Genomic DNA, 17,783 nt, shown 5'->3' with positions numbered 1-17,783 from the left:
TAATAAAAAAGTATAATGATTTACAAGAAGATGAAGTGAAAGTAGGACAAGAATTGAAAATTCCTATAAAAGATAAGTCCACGAAGTATGAGAGCTAGCTAAATGAGTGATATAGCTTCACATAAAATTAAGGACTATACTTTACGAGGAGGGAGAGTAAAAAATATATGTCATGGATTATATTATTATGTACTCTCATATGCATTGGTTTTGTATGTCTTCTTGGAATGTATAAAGAAGCGATGCGTAATACAGTGTTGGAACATACTTTAGTATTCGAAGAATTTCCGGAAAGTTTTCAAAAAGTTAAAGTTTTTTTTATTTCGGATATTCATAGAAGGATCGTTTCTAGCTCGCTAATTGAACGAGTGAAAGGAAAAGCAGATATCGTAATTATTGGCGGCGATTTAGCTGAAAAAGGAGTACCTTTATCGCAAATCTCTTTAAATATTCAAAAGTTAAGAGAAATAGCCCCTGTATATTTTGTATGGGGAAATAATGATTATGAAATTGAATATCACGAATTAGATGCTTTATTAATAGAAAATAATGTGAAGGTATTAGATAATACAAGAGTTGTATTTGAGTCTGAATTAGGAGAGAAAATTTGCTTACTCGGTATCGATGATGTTGGATTAGAACGAGATCGTTTAGATTTAGCGTTGTCTGATTGTAAAGAAGAAGGTTTTCGCATTTTAATTAGTCACAACCCAGATATAATAAAGAAAATGTCTGGTAAAGAACAAATTTCGCTCGTATTAAGTGGACATACACATGGAGGTCAGATTCGGTTGTTTCCATCTGAAAAGCATTTAAAGGGTGGTGTATATAAGCATTCTAATACGACTCTCTTTGTTAGTAATGGGTATGGAACAACATTACTCCCTCTTCGTTTTCGGGCACCTTCCCAAACACATATCATTACGTTATGCGGAGGAAAATAATGCCGACTTTAAATGGGACATATAATATAAAAGCTGTTTCGAATATACTCGGAATTCAACCGAGTACACTTCGCGCATGGGAAAGACGCTATCATATTATTGCCCCAAAGAGAAATCGTGCGGGGCATCGTTTATATACAGAAGAGCATATTCATATTTTGAAATGGTTAATGAATAAAGTTTCTGAGGGAATGATGATTGGACAAGCAGTTCAGTTATTAGAAGGGAATCGGTTGCAGAACAACATTCAAAAAGAAAAAATTACAGATACAGAAGTTGTTTTAGTGGACGATATACTACAAGCTTTGTTAAAATTTGATGAAATTACAACTTCTGCATTATTAAACGAGGTTTTTAGTATATATTCAACAGAAAAGGTTGTTACAAGCATCATCCTTCAAGTGGCAAACAAGTTGTTATCTTTAAAAAATAATAATGAGATTACAATGTCACAATTCAAATATGTTGTATCATTCTTACAAACACGTCTAGGAATGATATATCATAATGCGTCAGTGTATTCTTCCGTTAACAAAGTTTTCGTTTTAGAAAATAATATATTAAAAGGATTTATTTTCGCGACGTATTTACGACTAAAAGGATATCAAGCAATGTATATGGGGACAAGTTTAGATGAAGAAGGTATTTTACTAGCTATTGAACAATTACAACCTAAATATTTGTTTATATCTTTTGATGATGAACGAGAACTTGAAGAGGCAGTAGAATTTATTGACTTATTGCAAGAAAAAAATGAAAACCTCTCGGGTGGTTTTATAGGAAGAAAAGGCATTGGAGATCAATTAAATCTTCAAAATACCCTAATTGGTAACACGAAAGAAGAATGGGATGGATGGTTAAAAATGTCAGAATAGTCGTTCGAAAAGAACCATCTATTTTCTATTTCATATAATAAAAATTAGATGCAATGGTTACGTAGGGAGGGTATGAGATGAGACTGGAACGTTTAAATTATAATAAGATTAAAATTTTCCTAACATTTGATGATTTATCTGAACGAGGATTAACGAAAGAAGATTTGTGGAGAAATGCACCGAAAGTACAGCAACTATTCCGTGATATGATGCAAGAAGCGAATAAAGAATTAGGGTTTGAAGCGGATGGACCGATTGCTGTTGAAGTATTTTCTCTACAAGCTCAAGGTATGGTTGTAATTGTAACAAAAGAAAATCACGAAGTAGATACAGAAGATGAGTTCCGTGACGAGTTTATTGAAATGCAAGTGACTCTTGATGAAAGTGAACATATACTTTACGAGTTTGCTACATTAGATGATGTAATCAATTTGTCAAATCGCTTATATAACCTTGGTGTAACTGATGGGAAGTTGTATACGTGGGATGATCGTTTCTATCTTTGGATAGAAGAAGAAGAGCAATTTCAATTATTGAAGGCGGATTTTATAGCTATTTTAGCGGAATACGGTAATCCGTCAACAGCAACAATTTACCGCATAATGGAATATGGTAAAGAATTAATGGATTCTCAAGCAATTGAACAAATATACAATTACTTTGTAAAAAAACAAAACCTCAGCTAATGTAACGTAGCTTGAGGTTTTATTTTTATTCAGCTGAAGATTGGAAAATCTAAAATCTATAAAGCTAAGTGTAGGAAACAAGACTAGCCGATCTATATTTAAAAATATGATCAGTATTTTTTGATGAAATAATTGTTTTATCGAACGTATTTTGATGAAAATAAAAAATATTTAAATATTTAAGTATTTTACTTTTCTAAAAGCAATAAAAGGACTATAATAATAGTGAAAACGCTTGCAACACAAAATAGTTTGTATATATTTGTTAGCGTTTTCTATTGCATTCCAAATTTAACGGTGTATACTAGGCAATGAAGGTTTACTAAACAAGTGAAATTACAGGGGGTTTACTTACTATGGTAGCCGAAAAGGGAACTCAAACGAAAACACAACAACAAGGGGAACAACATTTTGAATTGTTAAATTCAACACAAATTGTAATTAATGAAGCATTAGAAAAATTGGGTTATCCAAACGAAGTATATGAATTATTGAAAGAACCAATTCGTATGATGACAGTGAAAATTCCAGTTCGTATGGATGACGGGACTGTTAAAATATTTACAGGATATCGTGCGCAACATAATGATGCTGTTGGTCCAACGAAAGGTGGAATTCGCTTCCATCCAAACGTAACAGAAAATGAAGTGAAAGCACTTTCTATTTGGATGAGTTTAAAATGTGGTATTGTTGATTTACCATATGGTGGAGGTAAAGGTGGAATCATTTGTGACCCACGTGAGATGTCTTTCCGTGAATTAGAAAGATTAAGCCGCGGTTATGTACGAGCAATTAGCCAAATTGTTGGTCCGACAAAAGATATTCCAGCTCCAGATGTATTTACAAACTCACAAATTATGGCATGGATGATGGATGAGTATAGCCGTATCGATGAATTTAATTCACCAGGATTTATTACAGGTAAACCACTTGTATTAGGTGGATCACACGGACGTGAAACAGCGACTGCAAAAGGTGTAACAATTTGTATTCGTGAAGCTGCGAAAAAACGTGACATTGATATTAAAGGTGCACGCGTTGTTGTTCAAGGATTTGGGAATGCGGGTAGCTTCTTAGCTAAATTTATGCATGATGCAGGCGCGAAAGTAATTGCAATTTCAGATGCGTACGGTGCACTACATGATCCGAATGGATTAGATATTGACTACTTACTAGATCGTCGCGATAGCTTCGGTACTGTAACAAAACTATTTAATAATACAATTTCAAACACAGAATTGTTAGAACTTGATTGCGATATTTTAGTTCCAGCTGCAATTGAGAACCAAATTACAGAAGAAAATGCTGATAAGATTAAAGCGAAAATTGTAGTTGAAGCTGCAAATGGTCCAACTACATTAGAAGCAACAAAAATCTTAACAGATCGTGGTATCTTACTTGTTCCAGACGTATTAGCAAGTGCTGGTGGCGTTACGGTATCTTACTTTGAGTGGGTACAAAATAACCAAGGTTACTACTGGACTGAGGAAGAAGTAGAACAACGTTTAGAAAAAGTAATGGTAAAATCATTCGATTCAATCTATGAAACATCACAAGTTCGTAAAGTGAACATGCGCTTAGCTGCATACATGATTGGTGTTCGTAAAATGGCTGAGGCTAGTCGCTTCAGAGGTTGGGTATAATATATAATGTTTTGAGAAAACGTGATTTCCTTTTGAGGGAATCGCGTTTTTTGTTGAAGTTACTAGTTAGAGGTGTTGGATATGAATAATGAAATGATGAATCGAGTAGATTGATTAGAAGAAAGGGTAAACCAACTAGAAAGTAAAATAGCAAGGATTGGAAATACTCAGAAAACAAGTGTTTTTAGAATGTTTGGAGAGGGTTTGTTGCATCTGGTTGTTGGAGGGCTGATTATCGCAGTAGTAATTGGAATTATTACGTAGCTTGGTGAAAAATAAAATAAAAACAAAAAGAACGCTTGTTCTATACGAACAAACGTGCTATACTTTCCTTAGATAAGCAAAACGGAAACGATTTTAAGGAGAGATAAATGATGAAAATGACAGTAGACCAAAGATTTATGATGCCAGCAGATGTTGTGGAACGAGTGGAAGTTTTACGAAATAATCATAGTAAGCGTGGATCATTATTACAATCAGTAAATAAGTTTTTCGGTTTAGATACGAAAGAAGATTGTGTTTGGTTTTACGGTTTTTACGGAGTGGCTGTAAGTATTGTATTATTTATGGTATTCACATCAAATATTTTCGATTTTCTCTTCGCATAAGAAATAATGCCATAAGGACATTGCCACCGAATACATATATAAGGAAGTAAGGTAATTTTTTAGAGCGGGAGTTGGTAGTAATGGCGATGTTCCCTATTGAGCGTAATTATATTGGGTATGGAAATTCACGACCAGGAATTCCTCTTTCAAAAGTAAGATTTATTGTAAGTCATGATACGGGGAACCCTGGTAGCAATGCGATAGGAAATCGGGATTACTTTAATGAAATACAACCGAAAGCTTCAGCGCATACATTTATTGATGATAAAACAATATTAGAAATTGTCCCTATAAATGAAGTTGCGTACCATGTTCGATACAATGTGCCAACGGATAATGATTTATTCGGTTATGATGCGAATAAGGCTGCAATTGGGGTTGAACTTTGCTATGGTGGCGACGTAAACTTTTGGGAGGCGTATACTCGTTTTGCGTGGTATCACGCTTATTTATGTCAAAATTTCGGTTTAAATCCTAAAAAGGCTATTGTGTCACACAAAACGTTGGATCCTACTCGGAAAATCGATCCTGAAAATGTATTAGGGCAACAAGGAATTAAATTTCAGCAGTTTTTAGCAGATGTCTATCGGATGTATGTTTCGTTTAGATGACAAATATATGAAAAATGAATACAATAAAGATAGGTGCCTACTGCTGTAAGTAGGTTTTTTCTTGTTTATATAAATAAAGCAGAGGTAGAAGACTAGGAGTGAACCGAGTATGCAAAAAGAAACAGTTATTATTATCGGAGGCGGTCCATGCGGATTAGCAGCGGCGATTTCGTTGCAAAAAGTGGGGGTAAATCCGTTAGTGATCGAAAAAGGGAACATTGTAAATGCGATTTATAATTATCCAACTCATCAAACATTTTTCTCCTCTAGTGAAAAATTAGAAATTGGTGAAGTTGCTTTTATTACAGAAAATCGTAAGCCATTTCGTAATCAAGCGCTCGCGTATTATCGTGAAGTAGTAAAGCGTAAATCTATACGTGTAAACGCATTTGAACGAGTGGAACAAGTTCAAAAAGATGGTGATGTTTTTAAAGTTGAAACGACGAAGCGTGACGGAAACAAAGAAATATATGTGGCGAAATACATTGTTGTCGCAACTGGATATTATGATAATCCGAATTATATGAATGTACCTGGTGAGAAACTTGAGAAAGTAGCTCATTATTTCAAAGAAGGACATCCTTATTTTGATCGAGATGTCGTTGTAATAGGTGGTAAAAATTCAAGTATAGATGCGGCGTTAGAGCTTGTTAAATCGGGTGCACGTGTAACAGTTCTATACCGTGGCGGGGAATACTCGCCAAGTATTAAGCCGTGGATTTTGCCGGAATTTGAGGCGTTAGTACGAAATGGGACAGTTCAAATGCATTTCGGGGCTCATGTGAAAGAAATTACTGAACATACATTAACATATACGGTTGATGGTGAATCATTTACAATCAAAAATGATTTTGTATTTGCGATGACTGGTTACCATCCTGATCATAGCTTCTTAACGAAGATGGGTGTTCGGATTGATGAAGAAACAGGGCGTCCGATTTATACAGAGGATAGAATGGAAACAAACGCTGAAAATATTTTCATTGCAGGTGTAATTGCTGCTGGGAATAACGCAAATGAAATATTTATCGAGAACGGTAGATTCCATGGAGATGCGATTGCGCAAACCATTGCATCAAGAGAAGAATAAAAAGAAGCTGTCGAAATTCGACAGCTTCTTTTTTAATCGTGCATATACATATTTTGGATTGTTTCATGAGAATTTGTATTCTCTAATGCGACTAATAATTTAATACGCGCCTTTTGAGCATTTAAACCGTATGTGAATATAACGCCCATATCTTTTAATTGCTTGCCGCCACCTTCATACGAATATACATCTTGAACGATACCGTTGAAACAGCGAGACACTAATACGACAGGAATTCCTTTGCCTATTAATCGTTCTAGACTTGGAAGTGTTCTTGGAGGTAAATTACCTTGTCCAAGTGCTTCGATAACAATTCCGTCTACTGGTAGTGTTTCGATTGCTGATAGTAATGTATCATCCATACCTGCGTATGCTTTTAGAACGACAACGTTTTTAGAGATCTGTCGTACTGTGCATGTTTCGTGATGCACTAAAGCATGATGGAAAACAACACCACGTTTTGTTACCATGCCAATTGGTCCGTACTGTGGACTTTGGAATGTCGCGACATTACTTGTGTGCGTTTTTGTTACATTTGTAGCACAATGTATTTCGTCGTTTAATACGACTAGAACGCCTTTTTCAGCAGCTTCATTACTACTAGCAACTTTTACAGCTGATAAGAAATTATATAGACCATCAGCACCTAATTCATTACTAGAACGCATTGCTCCTGTCACAACGATCGGGATCGTTGCTTGAACTGTTAAATCAAGAAAATAAGCTGTCTCTTCTAATGTATCGGTACCATGCGTAATGACTACGCCGTGAATATCGTCTTGTTTTACTCTTTCGTCAATGATGACTTGTAATTGTAGCATTTCGCTAGGAGTCATGTGAGGAGATGGAAGATGAAACACATCTTCGACAATTAAATCAACATCCCCTTCTAAATCAGGAATAAATTTTAAAAGAGGATTCTTTTCACCTGGTTGTACGACCCCAGTTTCTTTATCTTCCTCCATTGCAATTGTTCCACCTGTGTGTAAAACTAGGATTCTTTTCAATGCTTATACCCCTTTCAAGTTGAAAAATACATTTAGAACATAACATGTTTTGAGTAAATTCGACAATGAAAATGTATAAAAGTATGGTTAGAAAATGACAATAAAATAAATTACTTTAAGTGTGCTGCGGTAAGTGGTTATTAGGTTAGGTTTTGTTTATGGAAATTTATGAGAGGAGATGTGTAAGTGTAGAGAGGGAAGGAGTGAGTTTTTTGAAAAAAGTGGAGAAAATTATAATTCGTATATTACTGATTCAATTTATTTGTCTTTCTTTCGTCCAACTGCTTTTTATACATAAATCTTCAGTGAAATATTTATCGAAAATTGTTTATTACGAAGGTGTCGTCACGCAAAATAAGGCGGAAATCTTACAGGTGAATAAGTAGTTTTCATTTTCTTCTATGATGGATTATGCTACAATAATTGAGGATTTAATGACGTGAGGCAAATGAGAAGAAGCAGGGGGAGAATACCTGCTTTTCGTTTTGTTTTTATAAGTGAAAAATGAGGTGTTACAATGGATAAACGAATTTCGATTGCTATAGATGGTCCAGCGGCTGCTGGGAAAAGTACAGTTGCAAAAGTTGTTGCGAAAAAACTTTCATATGTTTACATTGATACAGGCGCAATGTACCGTGCTATTACATATGCAGCCCTTGAACAAAAAGTGGATATTGAAAATGAAGAAAAGTTAATGGAAGTTGTAAAAAATGTAAATATTGAATTTCAGCAAGGGGAAAATACACAACTTGTATTTTTAAATGGACAAGATGTTTCCGAAGTGATTCGTACGCCAGATGTGACGAATCGCGTATCTATTGTAGCAAAGCATCGCCTTGTTCGTGAAGAAATGGTACGTCGTCAACAAGAATTAGCTGAAAAAGGCGGCGTAGTAATGGATGGCCGTGATATTGGTACACATGTACTACCAGATGCTGAAGTGAAAATCTTTATGCTTGCTTCTGTAGAAGAAAGAGCGGAAAGAAGATATTTAGAAAATATGAATAAAGGTTTCGATTCTAATTTAGAGCAGTTAAAAGAAGACATTGCTAGGCGTGATAAATTAGATTCAGAACGCGAAGTTTCTCCTTTGAAAAAAGCTGATGATGCATTGGAATTAGATACAACTTCTTTATCAATTGAAGAAGTTGTCCAAAAAATTATGGGTATTGTTTCAGGAGTATTTGCGAAATAAAGAAAGAGGACTATCCTCTTTCTTTTTTTTTTTTTTGAAATGTAAAGGATAAGTGAATTATAAGTCTCTTTTCTTGACAAATGGGCTAATTTGTAAGAAGTTAGTTACAGAGGGGAAAAACTGTCAGAATATATTCGCTATTATATTTCAAATCATACTTTCTTCAAGATGATTTTGCTGTATACTATTTATATAGGTTTAATATAGTTTCTTGTGAACTGTATTGAACCAGAATATGTGATGATAAATTCTTAAACATGCAAATGAAAACATTTTTTTCATTTCGTATATACATAAAAATGCTTTGTCAATTCTGTAGGGAGGTATTTCCATGGTAGAGAAAATGAATGAAGAAGTTATGAATTCAAAAGAATTACAAGTTGGTGACGTTGTTACAGGTTCTGTAACGAAAGTTGAAGAGAAACAAGTGCTTGTAAATGTTGGATACAAAACAGATGGCGTAATTCCGATTAGTGAGTTAGCTAACGTTCATATTGAAAAAGCAAGCGATGTTGTAGAATTAGATCAAACACTTGAATTGAAAATTATTAAATTAGAAGAAGATGATCTTGTTTTATCTAAGAGAGCTGTTGACGCAGAAAAAGCGTGGGTAGAATTACAAGAGAAATTTAATTCTGGTCATGTATTTGATGTTACTGTAAAAGATATCGTGAATGGTGGGTTAGTTGTGGACCTTGGTGTTCGTGGTTTTATCCCAGCTTCACTTGTAGAGGTACATTATGTAGAAGATTTTGCTGACTATAAAGGAAAAACATTAGCGGTGAAAATTGTTGAATTAGACCGTGAAAAAAATCGTGTTATTCTTTCACATAAAGCGGTAGTAGAACTAGAACTAGATTCTAAGAAAAAAGAAGCAATCTCTTCGTTAAAAGAAGGGGATATTGTTGAAGGAACAGTACAACGATTAACGGATTTTGGTGCTTTCGTTAACGTTGGTGGTGTGGACGGTTTAGTTCACATTTCACAGATTTCACACGAACGTGTAGAGCAACCTTCTGAGGTATTAGAGCAAGGTCAAAAGGTAAAGGTAAAAGTGTTATCTGTTGATGCTGATACGCAACGTATTTCTTTATCAATTAAAGCAGCTCAGCCGGGACCTTGGGAAAATGTTGCTGGCGAAATAAAGGCTGGAGATATTCGTGAGGGCGTAGTAAAACGCCTTGTTACATTCGGTGCATTTGTTGAAATTTTACCTGGTGTTGAAGGGCTTGTGCATGTATCTCAAATTGCAAATCGTCACGTGAAAAATCCAAATGAAGTATTGGAAATGGGACAAGAAGTAAAAGTGAAAGTACTTGAAGTCCATGTAGCAGAAAAACGTATTTCTTTAAGCATAAAAGAAACGCTTGAAGAAAATAATGTAACAGAAGATTATAGCCAATATGAGCCAAATGCTGATTCTGCTACTTTCCAGTTAAGTGATATTATTGGTGAACAACTGAAAAAATTAAAGAAATAAAGAGGGGTACAAGTGGTAAGGGCAAAACGTAAATTAGATCATATTGAATATGCTCTTTCTACTGGTCAGTCTCGTACGCATGGCTTTCATGATATTGATTTTGTGCATCAAAGCTTGCCAAATTCAAGTTATGATACTGTAACATGTGAAACAAAAATCGGCGAACTTTCACTAAGTTCGCCGATTTTTATCAATGCGATGACTGGTGGTGGAGGAGAGCAAACATTACATATTAATGAGCAATTAGCATATGTAGCGAAACATCATAACCTTGCTATGGCTGTAGGATCGCAAATGGCAGCTTTAAAAAATGAAGGCGAGGCGGCTTCTTATAAGATCGTCAGAAAGGTAAACCCAAATGGTATTTTCTTTGCTAATTTGGGGAGTGAGGCAACTGTCGAACAGGCAGAGCGTGCCGTTGATATGATTGAAGCGAATGCACTGCAAATTCATTTAAATGTCATACAAGAGTTAACGATGCCAGAAGGAGACCGTGATTTTACTGGTGTACTTCGGCGAATTGAACAAATTGTTTTAAACAGTAAAGTTCCTGTCATTGTAAAAGAAGTGGGATTTGGAATGAGTAAGGAAACAGTACAACAGTTAGCGAGTATAGGTATAACAGCAATTGATATTGGCGGCCAAGGTGGTACGAATTTTGCTGCTGTTGAAAATGAAAGAAGACAGCGAATGCTTTCTTATTTTAATAACTGGGGCATACAAACAGCTACCTCGATTATTGAAGCAACCTCTACAAATAATAACCTCTCTTTTATTGCATCTGGGGGTATACAAACAGCAATTGACGTGGCGAAGGCAATCGCATTAGGGGCGAATACAACTGCGTTTGCTGGATACTTTTTACGTATTTTAATGCAAGATGGTGTTGAGAAATTAGTGGATGAAATCGATCTTTTACATACAGATTTAAAATTTATTATGACAGCTCTTGGCGTGAAGACGATAGAAGAGTTACAATCTGTACCTCTTGTTGTAAAAGGCGAAACGTATCATTGGTTAGCGCAGCGAGGGATTGATACTGCACATTATAGTAGGCGATAAAAAATCAACCGTCCGGTTGATTTTTTTCAGAGTGTCGAGAAACCCTTTAGGGTTTCCAACACTCTGATATCTTTTAAATTTTATTAAATGAAAACAATAATAAATGATAGAAACTAAGAAAATAGCCCTTCACCTGACCCTTTTGAGTCAGGTGAAGGGCTATTTTTTCATGTTGACACAGAACGGAAAAAGAGGTTAAGACACAGTCTGTAAAAAATCAACGGTCCGGGTGGGAAGTTATCATTATATATAATTCTATAAATGGAAAAAAAGAGAGAGATTATATTATAATAAATATATATAGGGATATTATACAAAAAAGCTATGATTGAAAAAGTGGTTATAAAAATGAAGAAATGAAGAAAATGTGCTGCTGAATTATTGGAGGGTTCTTACTTTTGCCATGTTTGTGGAGAGAAACATGGCAAAAGTAAGAAAGTATGCCTCTCTATATAGCTGGTTAGCGATAAAACAAGATAAGAGATTGTTATTTAAGAATCAAAATAGACAAGATAAAATTCACGATAATTTAGAGGATGAGGATGTTAATAAAAAAGGAGAAAATGTATCTTAAAATAGTAAAAATACGATAGGACGCATTACATATAATAGTGAAGATATTAATATCCATGCACGAAATATAAGAGAAGATACAGCGATTTCTGGATATAATAAAAAGATTGAAATTTCATTAACTTCAAATGTAAGAGAAGGGGGTTCTAGTTCAACAACAGTACAATCAACAATTAAAACGGCGAGTATTGCAATCGCAGTCGGGAAAAAATTGTATAGGAATCCAATGGTGAATGCAGGAAGTGGAATAGAAGCACTAATTTTGCCAAGGGAATTAGGAGAAGACAAAAATCCATCGGAAGATTCGTATGTGAATTACTATTTTAATATACCAAATAAAGTGAATTTAAGTAATTCTGAAGTAGTATTACTTTCTGATCAAGGAAATACCATTGTGAGTAGGGAAGTTAAAGAGGAAAAAGAAGATATTGTAGGCGTGAAAAAAGAGGGTGAGCGAAAGTTAAATGAAATAGGAGAGACGGATTATGTACGTGTTGAGGTAAAGAGTAAAAATCCTTCTCTTCATACGTCTTATGTTATTACATATTCTAAAAAACCAACAGGCATAGTTACGATTGATGCCTCATCAAGTGATAGGGTTTATAGTGCGAAAACAAAAGAATTATATTACGAGTAGAAATAAAATAATTGTGTAAAAAGACGGTTTCGTACATTATCGAAACCGTCTTTTTGTATTGCCCGTAAAAGCCCGATTGGTGTGGGCTAATAATGAGTGGGATGGATTCTACTCACTGAAGTTTCACTTTATTTAATGCTGATTCTGCTTTCGAGCTTGCTCCGGTGTATCAAGACTTGTTGCACCGGGATATTGAAGTGATTGGTCGCGATCAGATTCAACGCGGCGTGATTCTCTTAGCTTTCGTTCTTGGCGATCTTTACCCATTGTGAGTTACACCTCCTTATTAAAAGTTTTGCTGTTATGAGAAAAACTATGCACAAAGAAAAGGAGGATTAACTTTCATAAAAAGTTCCCATAATGGAAATCATAGGAGGTGAAATGATGGATGGGAGTACTTTTTATTTTGTTGCTTGGATAGGGTGGATTGTCGTGACCTTTTTTATGAAAAAGGAATCTATTCGTTGGAAGATAAGTGCTTGTATATTAATTTTTATTATTTGTTCTCCGTTAAATGTGACGATTGTTTCTTTCACAATATCGGTAAATGCCCTTTTGCTTTGTATTATTTCTTTTGTAGGTATCGCGTTATATTCTATTTGGAAAAAATTATATACCTTACTTTCGGCACTTATTATTGCAATGTTATATACAAGCTTTCATTTGTTAGAAGTATATGATCCAATTTGGATTGTGGTTGATAGGTTGTTGCTGTTAAGTGGTGCACTTGTGTATGCATCGGTTTTATTGCACGGGGATCGCATATTACGATTATGCTCCTTATATATAGGGATGTTACAAGGAGAATTATTGGTGACGCTGATTTTTCGTAAATTACATTTTCCTTATGAATACGGCAGTTTAGCTTTTTTAGATGTTGCTGCTGTTTCCACTTTATTTATGGCGATTTTACTTTGGATTACAAAGGCATCGGTATATATGGAACAATTTAAGAGGAAAACACGTAAAAGAAAGGCGAGGGTAATACATGACTGAATATACACCAGCTATTTTATGTGGCGTAATTGCAGGTACAATAACTAGGTTGTTAATGCTTCGTACCGATACGAGGCAATATCCGACGAGGCTTCACGGGAAAATTATTCATATCGCGATGGGATTAATTGCGGCTGCCTTAGGAGCAATTGCGATTCCGTCTGTTTTGAAAAAAGATTTCTCTGCAATTACATTTCTTACGTTAGCAGCGACGCAATTTCGTGATGTGCGCAATATGGAAAGAAATACGCTTCAACAATTAGATGGATATGAGCTCGTACCACGTGGTAATACATACATTGAAGGAATTGCATTAGTATTTGAAAGTCGTAACTACTTGGCGATGTTAACGTCGTTTGTAACAACGTTTGCGTATATAGGATTCGATTCATGGATTGCCGGGGTAATTACTGGTATAGTAAGTTTTTTCATTGCGAAAAAATTAATGTCAGGTAAAAGACTTCATGACCTTGTAGAAATAGAGCACGTTCCACTTCGTTTTGAAGGAGCGGGACTTTATATTGATAATATTTACATTATGAATATTGGATTGCCAGCAAGGCAAGAAGAAATTATGAAATATGGAATGGGATTTATTTTAAAACCGAAATCGATAGATGCGATGGTTACAATCTCAAACTTAGGACAACGGCAAGCTATTTTACATGATGTTTCGGTTGCTTTAGGAATATATAGAGATTCTGGAACGCCGGCACTTGTACCGTTAGCGAAGCGTGATTTAGAGGATGGGAGAGTTGGGATTTTTGTTCTGCCGCAAGATCAAGATGCAGAAAAAGCGATAGGGGTAATCGGAAATGTACCAACATTAGAGAGTGCTGTTCATATGTCATCAGAAGCTCCGAAAGGAAGGGGAGATAAGAGATGATGTTAGAAAGTGTTATTCTCGCAGTCATTACAACAACTCCAGAGAAATTTGCAGGTGGTGCCCCTTTATTTATTTGCGAGTCGACAGAGGAAATGGAATTTGTTGCAAATAATTTAGAGGCTATTTTAGATGGGATTGCACATCGCTTACAAGATAATGTATATATTATTGTGAAACATTAGTAACGTGTGGTATAATGTGAGGTGTTTTGATACGTTGAGAAATATTCTGGAATGCAAATCCCTTCTTGCACAAAGAAGGGTTTTTTACATAATAAACAGAAGCAAGTTGAAAGGATGAAAGTATATGCCGAAACCAGTAATAGCAATAGTAGGCCGCCCGAACGTAGGAAAATCTACTATTTTCAATAGAATTGTTGGAGAAAGAGTTTCAATCGTAGAAGATATACCAGGTATAACGCGAGACCGTATTTATAGTGCGGGAGAATGGTTAAATCATGAGTTTAACATTATTGATACAGGTGGAATTGATATTGGAGACGAGCCGTTCTTGACACAAATTCGTCAACAGGCGGAAGTAGCGATTGATGAAGCAGATGTTATCATTTTTATGACGAATGGTCGCGATGGTGTAACTGCAGCAGATGAAGAAGTTGCTAAAATTTTATACCGTTCTAAAAAACCAATTGTACTTGCGGTAAATAAGGTTGATAATCCAGACATGCGTAGTGATATTTATGATTTTTATGCATTAGGATTTGGCGAGCCATTCCCGATTTCAGGTACACACGGTTTAGGACTTGGTGATTTGTTAGATGAAGCTGCAAATCATTTTCCAAAGATTGAAGAAGAAGCGTATGACGATGAAACAATCCGTTTCTCTTTAATTGGACGTCCAAACGTAGGGAAATCATCACTTGTAAATGCACTTCTTGGTCAAGAACGTGTAATTGTAAGTAATATAGCGGGAACGACACGTGATGCTGTTGATACACCATATAGTAAAGATGATCAAGATTATGTAATCATCGATACAGCTGGTATGCGTAAAAAAGGGAAAGTATACGAAAGTACAGAAAAGTATAGTGTACTTCGTGCACTTAGAGCGATTGAACGTTCTGACGTTGTTTTAGTCGTTTTAGACGGAGAAGAAGGAATTATTGAGCAAGATAAAAAAATCGCTGGATATGCTCATGATTCAGGACGAGCTGTTATTATCGTTGTAAACAAATGGGATGCAGTGAAAAAAGATGAAAAAACAATGAAAGCATTTGAAGAAAACATCCGTGCTCATTTCCAATTTTTAGAGTATGCACCGATTGTATTCTTATCTGCGAAAACGAAAAAGCGTACACAAACGTTATTACCGGTTATTAATGAGGTAAATGAAAGCCATAGCATTCGTGTACAAACGAATGTATTAAATGATGTAATTATGGATGCGGTAGCGATGAATCCAACGCCGACACATAATGGTAGCCGTCTGAAAATCTTCTATGCGACACAGGTTGCGGTAAAACCACCAACATTTGTTATATTTGTAAACGATACAGAATTAATGCACTTTTCATATGAGCGCTTCTTAAAGAATCGTTTACGTGAAGCATTCGGTTTTGTAGGAACGCCGATTCACATTATCGCTAGAGCAAGAGACTAATGGAGAGGATGTGATTTTATGACAAAAATCACAGTAATAGGAGCAGGTAGCTGGGGAACAGCGTTAGCGATGGTATTAGCTGACAATGGGCATGATGTACGTATTTGGGGAAACCGTCCTGAACTCATGAATGAAATTAATACGAAGCGTGAGAACAGTAGATATCTTCCAGGGATTACATTGCCAAGCACAATCGTAGCCTACTCTTCTTTAGAAGAAGCATTAGTAGATGTAAATACAGTACTGCTAGTAGTACCGACGAAAGCGTACCGAGACGTATTGCAAGAGATGAAAGAAATTGTTACAGAGCCAATTACTTGGATTCATGCAAGTAAAGGAATCGAACCAGGTACGTCAAAACGTATTTCGGAAGTGATTGAGGAAGAAATTCCAGAGAGCTTGATTAAGGATGTTGTTGTACTATCTGGGCCGAGTCACGCTGAAGAAGTTGGATTGCGTCAAGCGACAACTGTTACGTCTGCAGCAAAGCGTATGGAAGCGGCTGAGGGAGTACAAGATTTGTTTATGAATAGCTATTTCCGTGTATATACAAACCCAGATATCGTTGGAGTTGAACTTGGTGGTGCTTTAAAAAATATTATTGCACTAGCTGCGGGGATATCTGACGGGCTTGGATTAGGTGATAATGCGAAAGCGGCATTAATGACACGTGGTTTAACAGAGATTGCTCGTTTAGGAAGAAAAATGGGCGGAAATCCGTTAACGTTTGCTGGTCTAACTGGTATGGGAGACTTAATTGTAACTTGTACAAGTGTGCATAGCCGAAATTGGCGCGCTGGAAATATGCTTGGAAAAGGGCACTCTTTAGAAGAAGTGCTAGAAAGTATGGGTATGGTTGTAGAAGGTGTAAGAACAACGAAAGCTGCTCATGAATTGGCAGAGAAAATGGAAGTTGAAATGCCGATTACAGCTGCTTTATATGACGTGCTGTTCAATGGGAATAATGTGAAAGATGCAGTAGGCTCATTGATGGGACGTGTTCGAAAACATGAAGTTGAAGCGATACCTGATTTGTTATAAAGAAAGCGGTAGAAGTACATTTCGTACTTCTACCGTTTTTTATTTTTTATGGGTCTTTTCACCAATTTTTCATCTCTGCATAGGATGAAGAGTAACTTGAGGAGAGGGTGAAAAGAATGGATAACAACATTTTTAATAACATTGAAAAAGAAGCGAAAGTGAACAAAGAAGATATTTTTAAATTAGCGTCGTCTGTTCAAAATGCGAACTTACGTGATGAGACAGTGCTTCGCCAATTGATTCATCAAGTTGCTCTAATGGCAGGACGTGAAGTGCCGAAAGAGCAAGAGGATCAAATTGTAAAAGCGATTATTAACAATAATATGCCAGCGGATTTTGGTTCGTTAAGTAAAATGTTTAAAAAATAAATTATGAGAAACAAAGAGTTTAGAGAATGCATATGATAGTTATGAAAGAATGGGAATAGAGCTGTTAAGGGCATATTTGGTCAACCGAAGCGCATCATTTCGTGCTTCGGTTTTATTATTTTAAATAAAAATCATCAATTCACGGAAAAATGATGATTTTTATTTGTTTAAAGATTTTAATTTGTTAAAATAGTATAAAAATAGATTGAAAGTAAAGGGGTGTATATATGTCGGAAGGGCTTATGAAAATGTGGTTTGCTTTAGGGGCAATTGGATTTATGTTTCTTGCAGTAAGTTTTATTTTATTAAGTAGGCATAAAATGAAGAATAAATTTTTGAAAGGGATTACAGCTTTAGTAGCGTACACCCTCATGATTGTATCGGGAATTGTTATTTTCCTTGTTGTATTTAGTGGCCCTATTGAGCAATAAAGGATGTGTAGTCGGTAAATGTTACAAAAGGAA

Annotated in this window: 22 protein-coding genes and 1 pseudogene; 21 read left to right on the top strand and 2 right to left on the bottom strand. The window is 35.6% G+C overall.

The features are described from left to right. The 8 genes and pseudogenes from V7038_RS03750 to V7038_RS03715 form a co-directional block, all read left to right on the top strand. Positions 1 to 98 (top strand): annotated as a pseudogene (locus tag V7038_RS03750) (LysM peptidoglycan-binding domain-containing protein); the annotation flags it as partial. Between the two features lie 69 nt (positions 99 to 167). Then, complete coding sequence (locus tag V7038_RS03745) at positions 168 to 944, top strand: metallophosphoesterase (protein WP_016104317.1); 777 nt, start codon at positions 168 to 170, stop codon at positions 942 to 944. Further along, the gene (locus tag V7038_RS03740; RefSeq protein WP_002202619.1) at positions 944 to 1,819 is read left to right on the top strand and encodes a MerR family transcriptional regulator; all 876 of its coding nucleotides are present in this window, start codon (positions 944 to 946) and stop codon (positions 1,817 to 1,819) included. Before V7038_RS03745 ends, V7038_RS03740 begins: the two co-directional genes overlap by 1 nt. Before the next feature lie 77 nt (positions 1,820 to 1,896). Beyond that, a complete protein-coding gene (locus V7038_RS03735) occupies positions 1,897 to 2,505 on the top strand; it encodes a genetic competence negative regulator (RefSeq protein WP_002158605.1) in 609 nt (202 codons plus the stop codon). A 356-nt stretch (positions 2,506 to 2,861) separates the two neighbouring features. Continuing rightward, positions 2,862 to 4,148 carry an NAD-specific glutamate dehydrogenase gene (gudB, locus tag V7038_RS03730; RefSeq protein WP_000225168.1) on the top strand — a complete coding sequence of 429 codons (1,287 nt, stop codon included), beginning with the start codon at positions 2,862 to 2,864 and terminating at the stop codon, positions 4,146 to 4,148. A gap of 371 nt (positions 4,149 to 4,519) precedes the next feature. Continuing rightward, positions 4,520 to 4,756, top strand: coding sequence for a DUF3961 domain-containing protein (locus V7038_RS03725; protein WP_002149379.1), 237 nt, complete (start codon positions 4,520 to 4,522; stop codon positions 4,754 to 4,756). 80 nt (positions 4,757 to 4,836) lie between these two features. Then, entirely contained in the window at positions 4,837 to 5,367 is a 531-nt protein-coding gene (locus tag V7038_RS03720; protein WP_199692755.1) for an N-acetylmuramoyl-L-alanine amidase, read from the top strand. Positions 5,368 to 5,476: 109 nt separating this feature from the next. Then, positions 5,477 to 6,457 carry a YpdA family putative bacillithiol disulfide reductase gene (locus V7038_RS03715; protein ID WP_335469184.1) on the top strand — a complete coding sequence of 327 codons (981 nt, stop codon included), beginning with the start codon at positions 5,477 to 5,479 and terminating at the stop codon, positions 6,455 to 6,457. A gap of 32 nt (positions 6,458 to 6,489) precedes the next feature. Here the strand turns inward: V7038_RS03715 and ansA are convergent, their stop codons facing one another. Beyond that, positions 6,490 to 7,464, bottom strand: coding sequence for an asparaginase (gene ansA, locus V7038_RS03710; RefSeq protein WP_081339958.1), 975 nt, complete (start codon positions 7,462 to 7,464; stop codon positions 6,490 to 6,492). Between the two features lie 212 nt (positions 7,465 to 7,676). Between ansA and V7038_RS03705 the strand changes: the two genes are divergently transcribed. From V7038_RS03705 to V7038_RS03680, 6 genes are all read left to right on the top strand, one after another. Next, positions 7,677 to 7,850 carry a DUF5359 family protein gene (locus V7038_RS03705; RefSeq protein WP_171902551.1) on the top strand — a complete coding sequence of 58 codons (174 nt, stop codon included), beginning with the start codon at positions 7,677 to 7,679 and terminating at the stop codon, positions 7,848 to 7,850. A 131-nt stretch (positions 7,851 to 7,981) separates the two neighbouring features. Beyond that, a complete protein-coding gene (gene cmk, locus V7038_RS03700) occupies positions 7,982 to 8,659 on the top strand; it encodes a (d)CMP kinase (protein ID WP_002158601.1) in 678 nt (225 codons plus the stop codon). A gap of 331 nt (positions 8,660 to 8,990) precedes the next feature. Next, positions 8,991 to 10,139, top strand: a complete 1,149-nt coding sequence (rpsA, locus tag V7038_RS03695; RefSeq protein ID WP_002201144.1) for a 30S ribosomal protein S1 — start codon at positions 8,991 to 8,993, stop codon at positions 10,137 to 10,139. A 12-nt stretch (positions 10,140 to 10,151) separates the two neighbouring features. Then, complete coding sequence (gene fni, locus V7038_RS03690) at positions 10,152 to 11,201, top strand: type 2 isopentenyl-diphosphate Delta-isomerase (protein ID WP_070128149.1); 1,050 nt, start codon at positions 10,152 to 10,154, stop codon at positions 11,199 to 11,201. 421 nt (positions 11,202 to 11,622) lie between these two features. After that, a complete protein-coding gene (locus V7038_RS03685) occupies positions 11,623 to 11,775 on the top strand; it encodes a hypothetical protein (RefSeq protein WP_335469181.1) in 153 nt (50 codons plus the stop codon). Positions 11,776 to 12,000: 225 nt separating this feature from the next. Next, positions 12,001 to 12,411, top strand: coding sequence for a hypothetical protein (locus V7038_RS03680; RefSeq protein ID WP_335469204.1), 411 nt, complete (start codon positions 12,001 to 12,003; stop codon positions 12,409 to 12,411). Positions 12,412 to 12,543: 132 nt separating this feature from the next. On the opposite strand, the gene V7038_RS03675 is transcribed toward V7038_RS03680, so the two are convergent. Then, a complete protein-coding gene (locus tag V7038_RS03675) occupies positions 12,544 to 12,678 on the bottom strand; it encodes a YpzI family protein (RefSeq protein ID WP_000513901.1) in 135 nt (44 codons plus the stop codon). 117 nt (positions 12,679 to 12,795) lie between these two features. Here V7038_RS03675 and V7038_RS03670 point away from each other — a divergent pair, with 117 nt between their 5' ends. The 7 genes from V7038_RS03670 (at position 12,796) to V7038_RS03640 (ending at position 17,750) form a co-directional block, all read left to right on the top strand. After that, positions 12,796 to 13,407, top strand: a complete 612-nt coding sequence (locus V7038_RS03670; RefSeq protein ID WP_002168792.1) for a YphA family membrane protein — start codon at positions 12,796 to 12,798, stop codon at positions 13,405 to 13,407. Next, positions 13,400 to 14,293, top strand: a complete 894-nt coding sequence (locus V7038_RS03665; RefSeq protein ID WP_002086625.1) for a YIEGIA family protein — start codon at positions 13,400 to 13,402, stop codon at positions 14,291 to 14,293. Before V7038_RS03670 ends, V7038_RS03665 begins: the two co-directional genes overlap by 8 nt. Further along, positions 14,290 to 14,475, top strand: coding sequence for a capping complex subunit for YIEGIA (locus V7038_RS03660; RefSeq protein WP_002149362.1), 186 nt, complete (start codon positions 14,290 to 14,292; stop codon positions 14,473 to 14,475). Before V7038_RS03665 ends, V7038_RS03660 begins: the two co-directional genes overlap by 4 nt. A gap of 124 nt (positions 14,476 to 14,599) precedes the next feature. Beyond that, a complete protein-coding gene (gene der, locus V7038_RS03655) occupies positions 14,600 to 15,910 on the top strand; it encodes a ribosome biogenesis GTPase Der (RefSeq protein WP_002011811.1) in 1,311 nt (436 codons plus the stop codon). Positions 15,911 to 15,928: 18 nt separating this feature from the next. Next, a complete protein-coding gene (locus V7038_RS03650) occupies positions 15,929 to 16,951 on the top strand; it encodes an NAD(P)H-dependent glycerol-3-phosphate dehydrogenase (protein ID WP_002011813.1) in 1,023 nt (340 codons plus the stop codon). Between the two features lie 116 nt (positions 16,952 to 17,067). Continuing rightward, positions 17,068 to 17,319 (top strand): stage VI sporulation protein F, encoded by a 252-nt coding sequence (locus tag V7038_RS03645; RefSeq protein ID WP_000369753.1) that lies wholly within the window; start codon positions 17,068 to 17,070, stop codon positions 17,317 to 17,319. A 227-nt stretch (positions 17,320 to 17,546) separates the two neighbouring features. Then, positions 17,547 to 17,750, top strand: coding sequence for a DUF2768 domain-containing protein (locus V7038_RS03640; RefSeq protein ID WP_002011815.1), 204 nt, complete (start codon positions 17,547 to 17,549; stop codon positions 17,748 to 17,750). The last annotated feature ends 33 nt before the right edge of the window (positions 17,751 to 17,783 follow it).

This window comes from Bacillus sp. JJ783 (genome assembly GCF_036963225.1).
Classification (GTDB): domain Bacteria; phylum Bacillota; class Bacilli; order Bacillales; family Bacillaceae_G; genus Bacillus_A; species Bacillus_A cereus_U.
Note: the sequence above shows the minus strand (reverse complement) of the source record. Positions and strands in the feature narration are given on the sequence as shown.

Bases quoted from the DNA above. Each gene is read 5' to 3' on its own strand.
- V7038_RS03680 (WP_335469204.1), top strand. From the start codon at position 12,001: ATGGTGAATGCAGGAAGTGGAATAGAAGCACTAATTTTGCCAAGGGAA.
- V7038_RS03640 (WP_002011815.1), top strand. From the start codon at position 17,547: ATGTCGGAAGGGCTTATGAAAATGTGGTTTGCTTTAGGGGCAATTGGA.
- V7038_RS03725 (WP_002149379.1), top strand. From the start codon at position 4,520: ATGATGAAAATGACAGTAGACCAAAGATTTATGATGCCAGCAGATGTT.
- V7038_RS03650 (WP_002011813.1), top strand. From the start codon at position 15,929: ATGACAAAAATCACAGTAATAGGAGCAGGTAGCTGGGGAACAGCGTTA.
- V7038_RS03745 (WP_016104317.1), top strand. From the start codon at position 168: ATGTCATGGATTATATTATTATGTACTCTCATATGCATTGGTTTTGTA.
- V7038_RS03675 (WP_000513901.1), bottom strand. From the start codon at position 12,678: ATGGGTAAAGATCGCCAAGAACGAAAGCTAAGAGAATCACGCCGCGTT.
- V7038_RS03665 (WP_002086625.1), top strand. From the start codon at position 13,400: ATGACTGAATATACACCAGCTATTTTATGTGGCGTAATTGCAGGTACA.
- der (WP_002011811.1), top strand. From the start codon at position 14,600: ATGCCGAAACCAGTAATAGCAATAGTAGGCCGCCCGAACGTAGGAAAA.
- V7038_RS03645 (WP_000369753.1), top strand. From the start codon at position 17,068: ATGGATAACAACATTTTTAATAACATTGAAAAAGAAGCGAAAGTGAAC.
- V7038_RS03735 (WP_002158605.1), top strand. From the start codon at position 1,897: ATGAGACTGGAACGTTTAAATTATAATAAGATTAAAATTTTCCTAACA.
- V7038_RS03685 (WP_335469181.1), top strand. From the start codon at position 11,623: ATGGCAAAAGTAAGAAAGTATGCCTCTCTATATAGCTGGTTAGCGATA.
- rpsA (WP_002201144.1), top strand. From the start codon at position 8,991: ATGGTAGAGAAAATGAATGAAGAAGTTATGAATTCAAAAGAATTACAA.
- cmk (WP_002158601.1), top strand. From the start codon at position 7,982: ATGGATAAACGAATTTCGATTGCTATAGATGGTCCAGCGGCTGCTGGG.
- gudB (WP_000225168.1), top strand. From the start codon at position 2,862: ATGGTAGCCGAAAAGGGAACTCAAACGAAAACACAACAACAAGGGGAA.
- V7038_RS03740 (WP_002202619.1), top strand. From the start codon at position 944: ATGCCGACTTTAAATGGGACATATAATATAAAAGCTGTTTCGAATATA.
- V7038_RS03715 (WP_335469184.1), top strand. From the start codon at position 5,477: ATGCAAAAAGAAACAGTTATTATTATCGGAGGCGGTCCATGCGGATTA.
- V7038_RS03670 (WP_002168792.1), top strand. From the start codon at position 12,796: ATGGATGGGAGTACTTTTTATTTTGTTGCTTGGATAGGGTGGATTGTC.
- V7038_RS03660 (WP_002149362.1), top strand. From the start codon at position 14,290: ATGATGTTAGAAAGTGTTATTCTCGCAGTCATTACAACAACTCCAGAG.
- V7038_RS03720 (WP_199692755.1), top strand. From the start codon at position 4,837: ATGGCGATGTTCCCTATTGAGCGTAATTATATTGGGTATGGAAATTCA.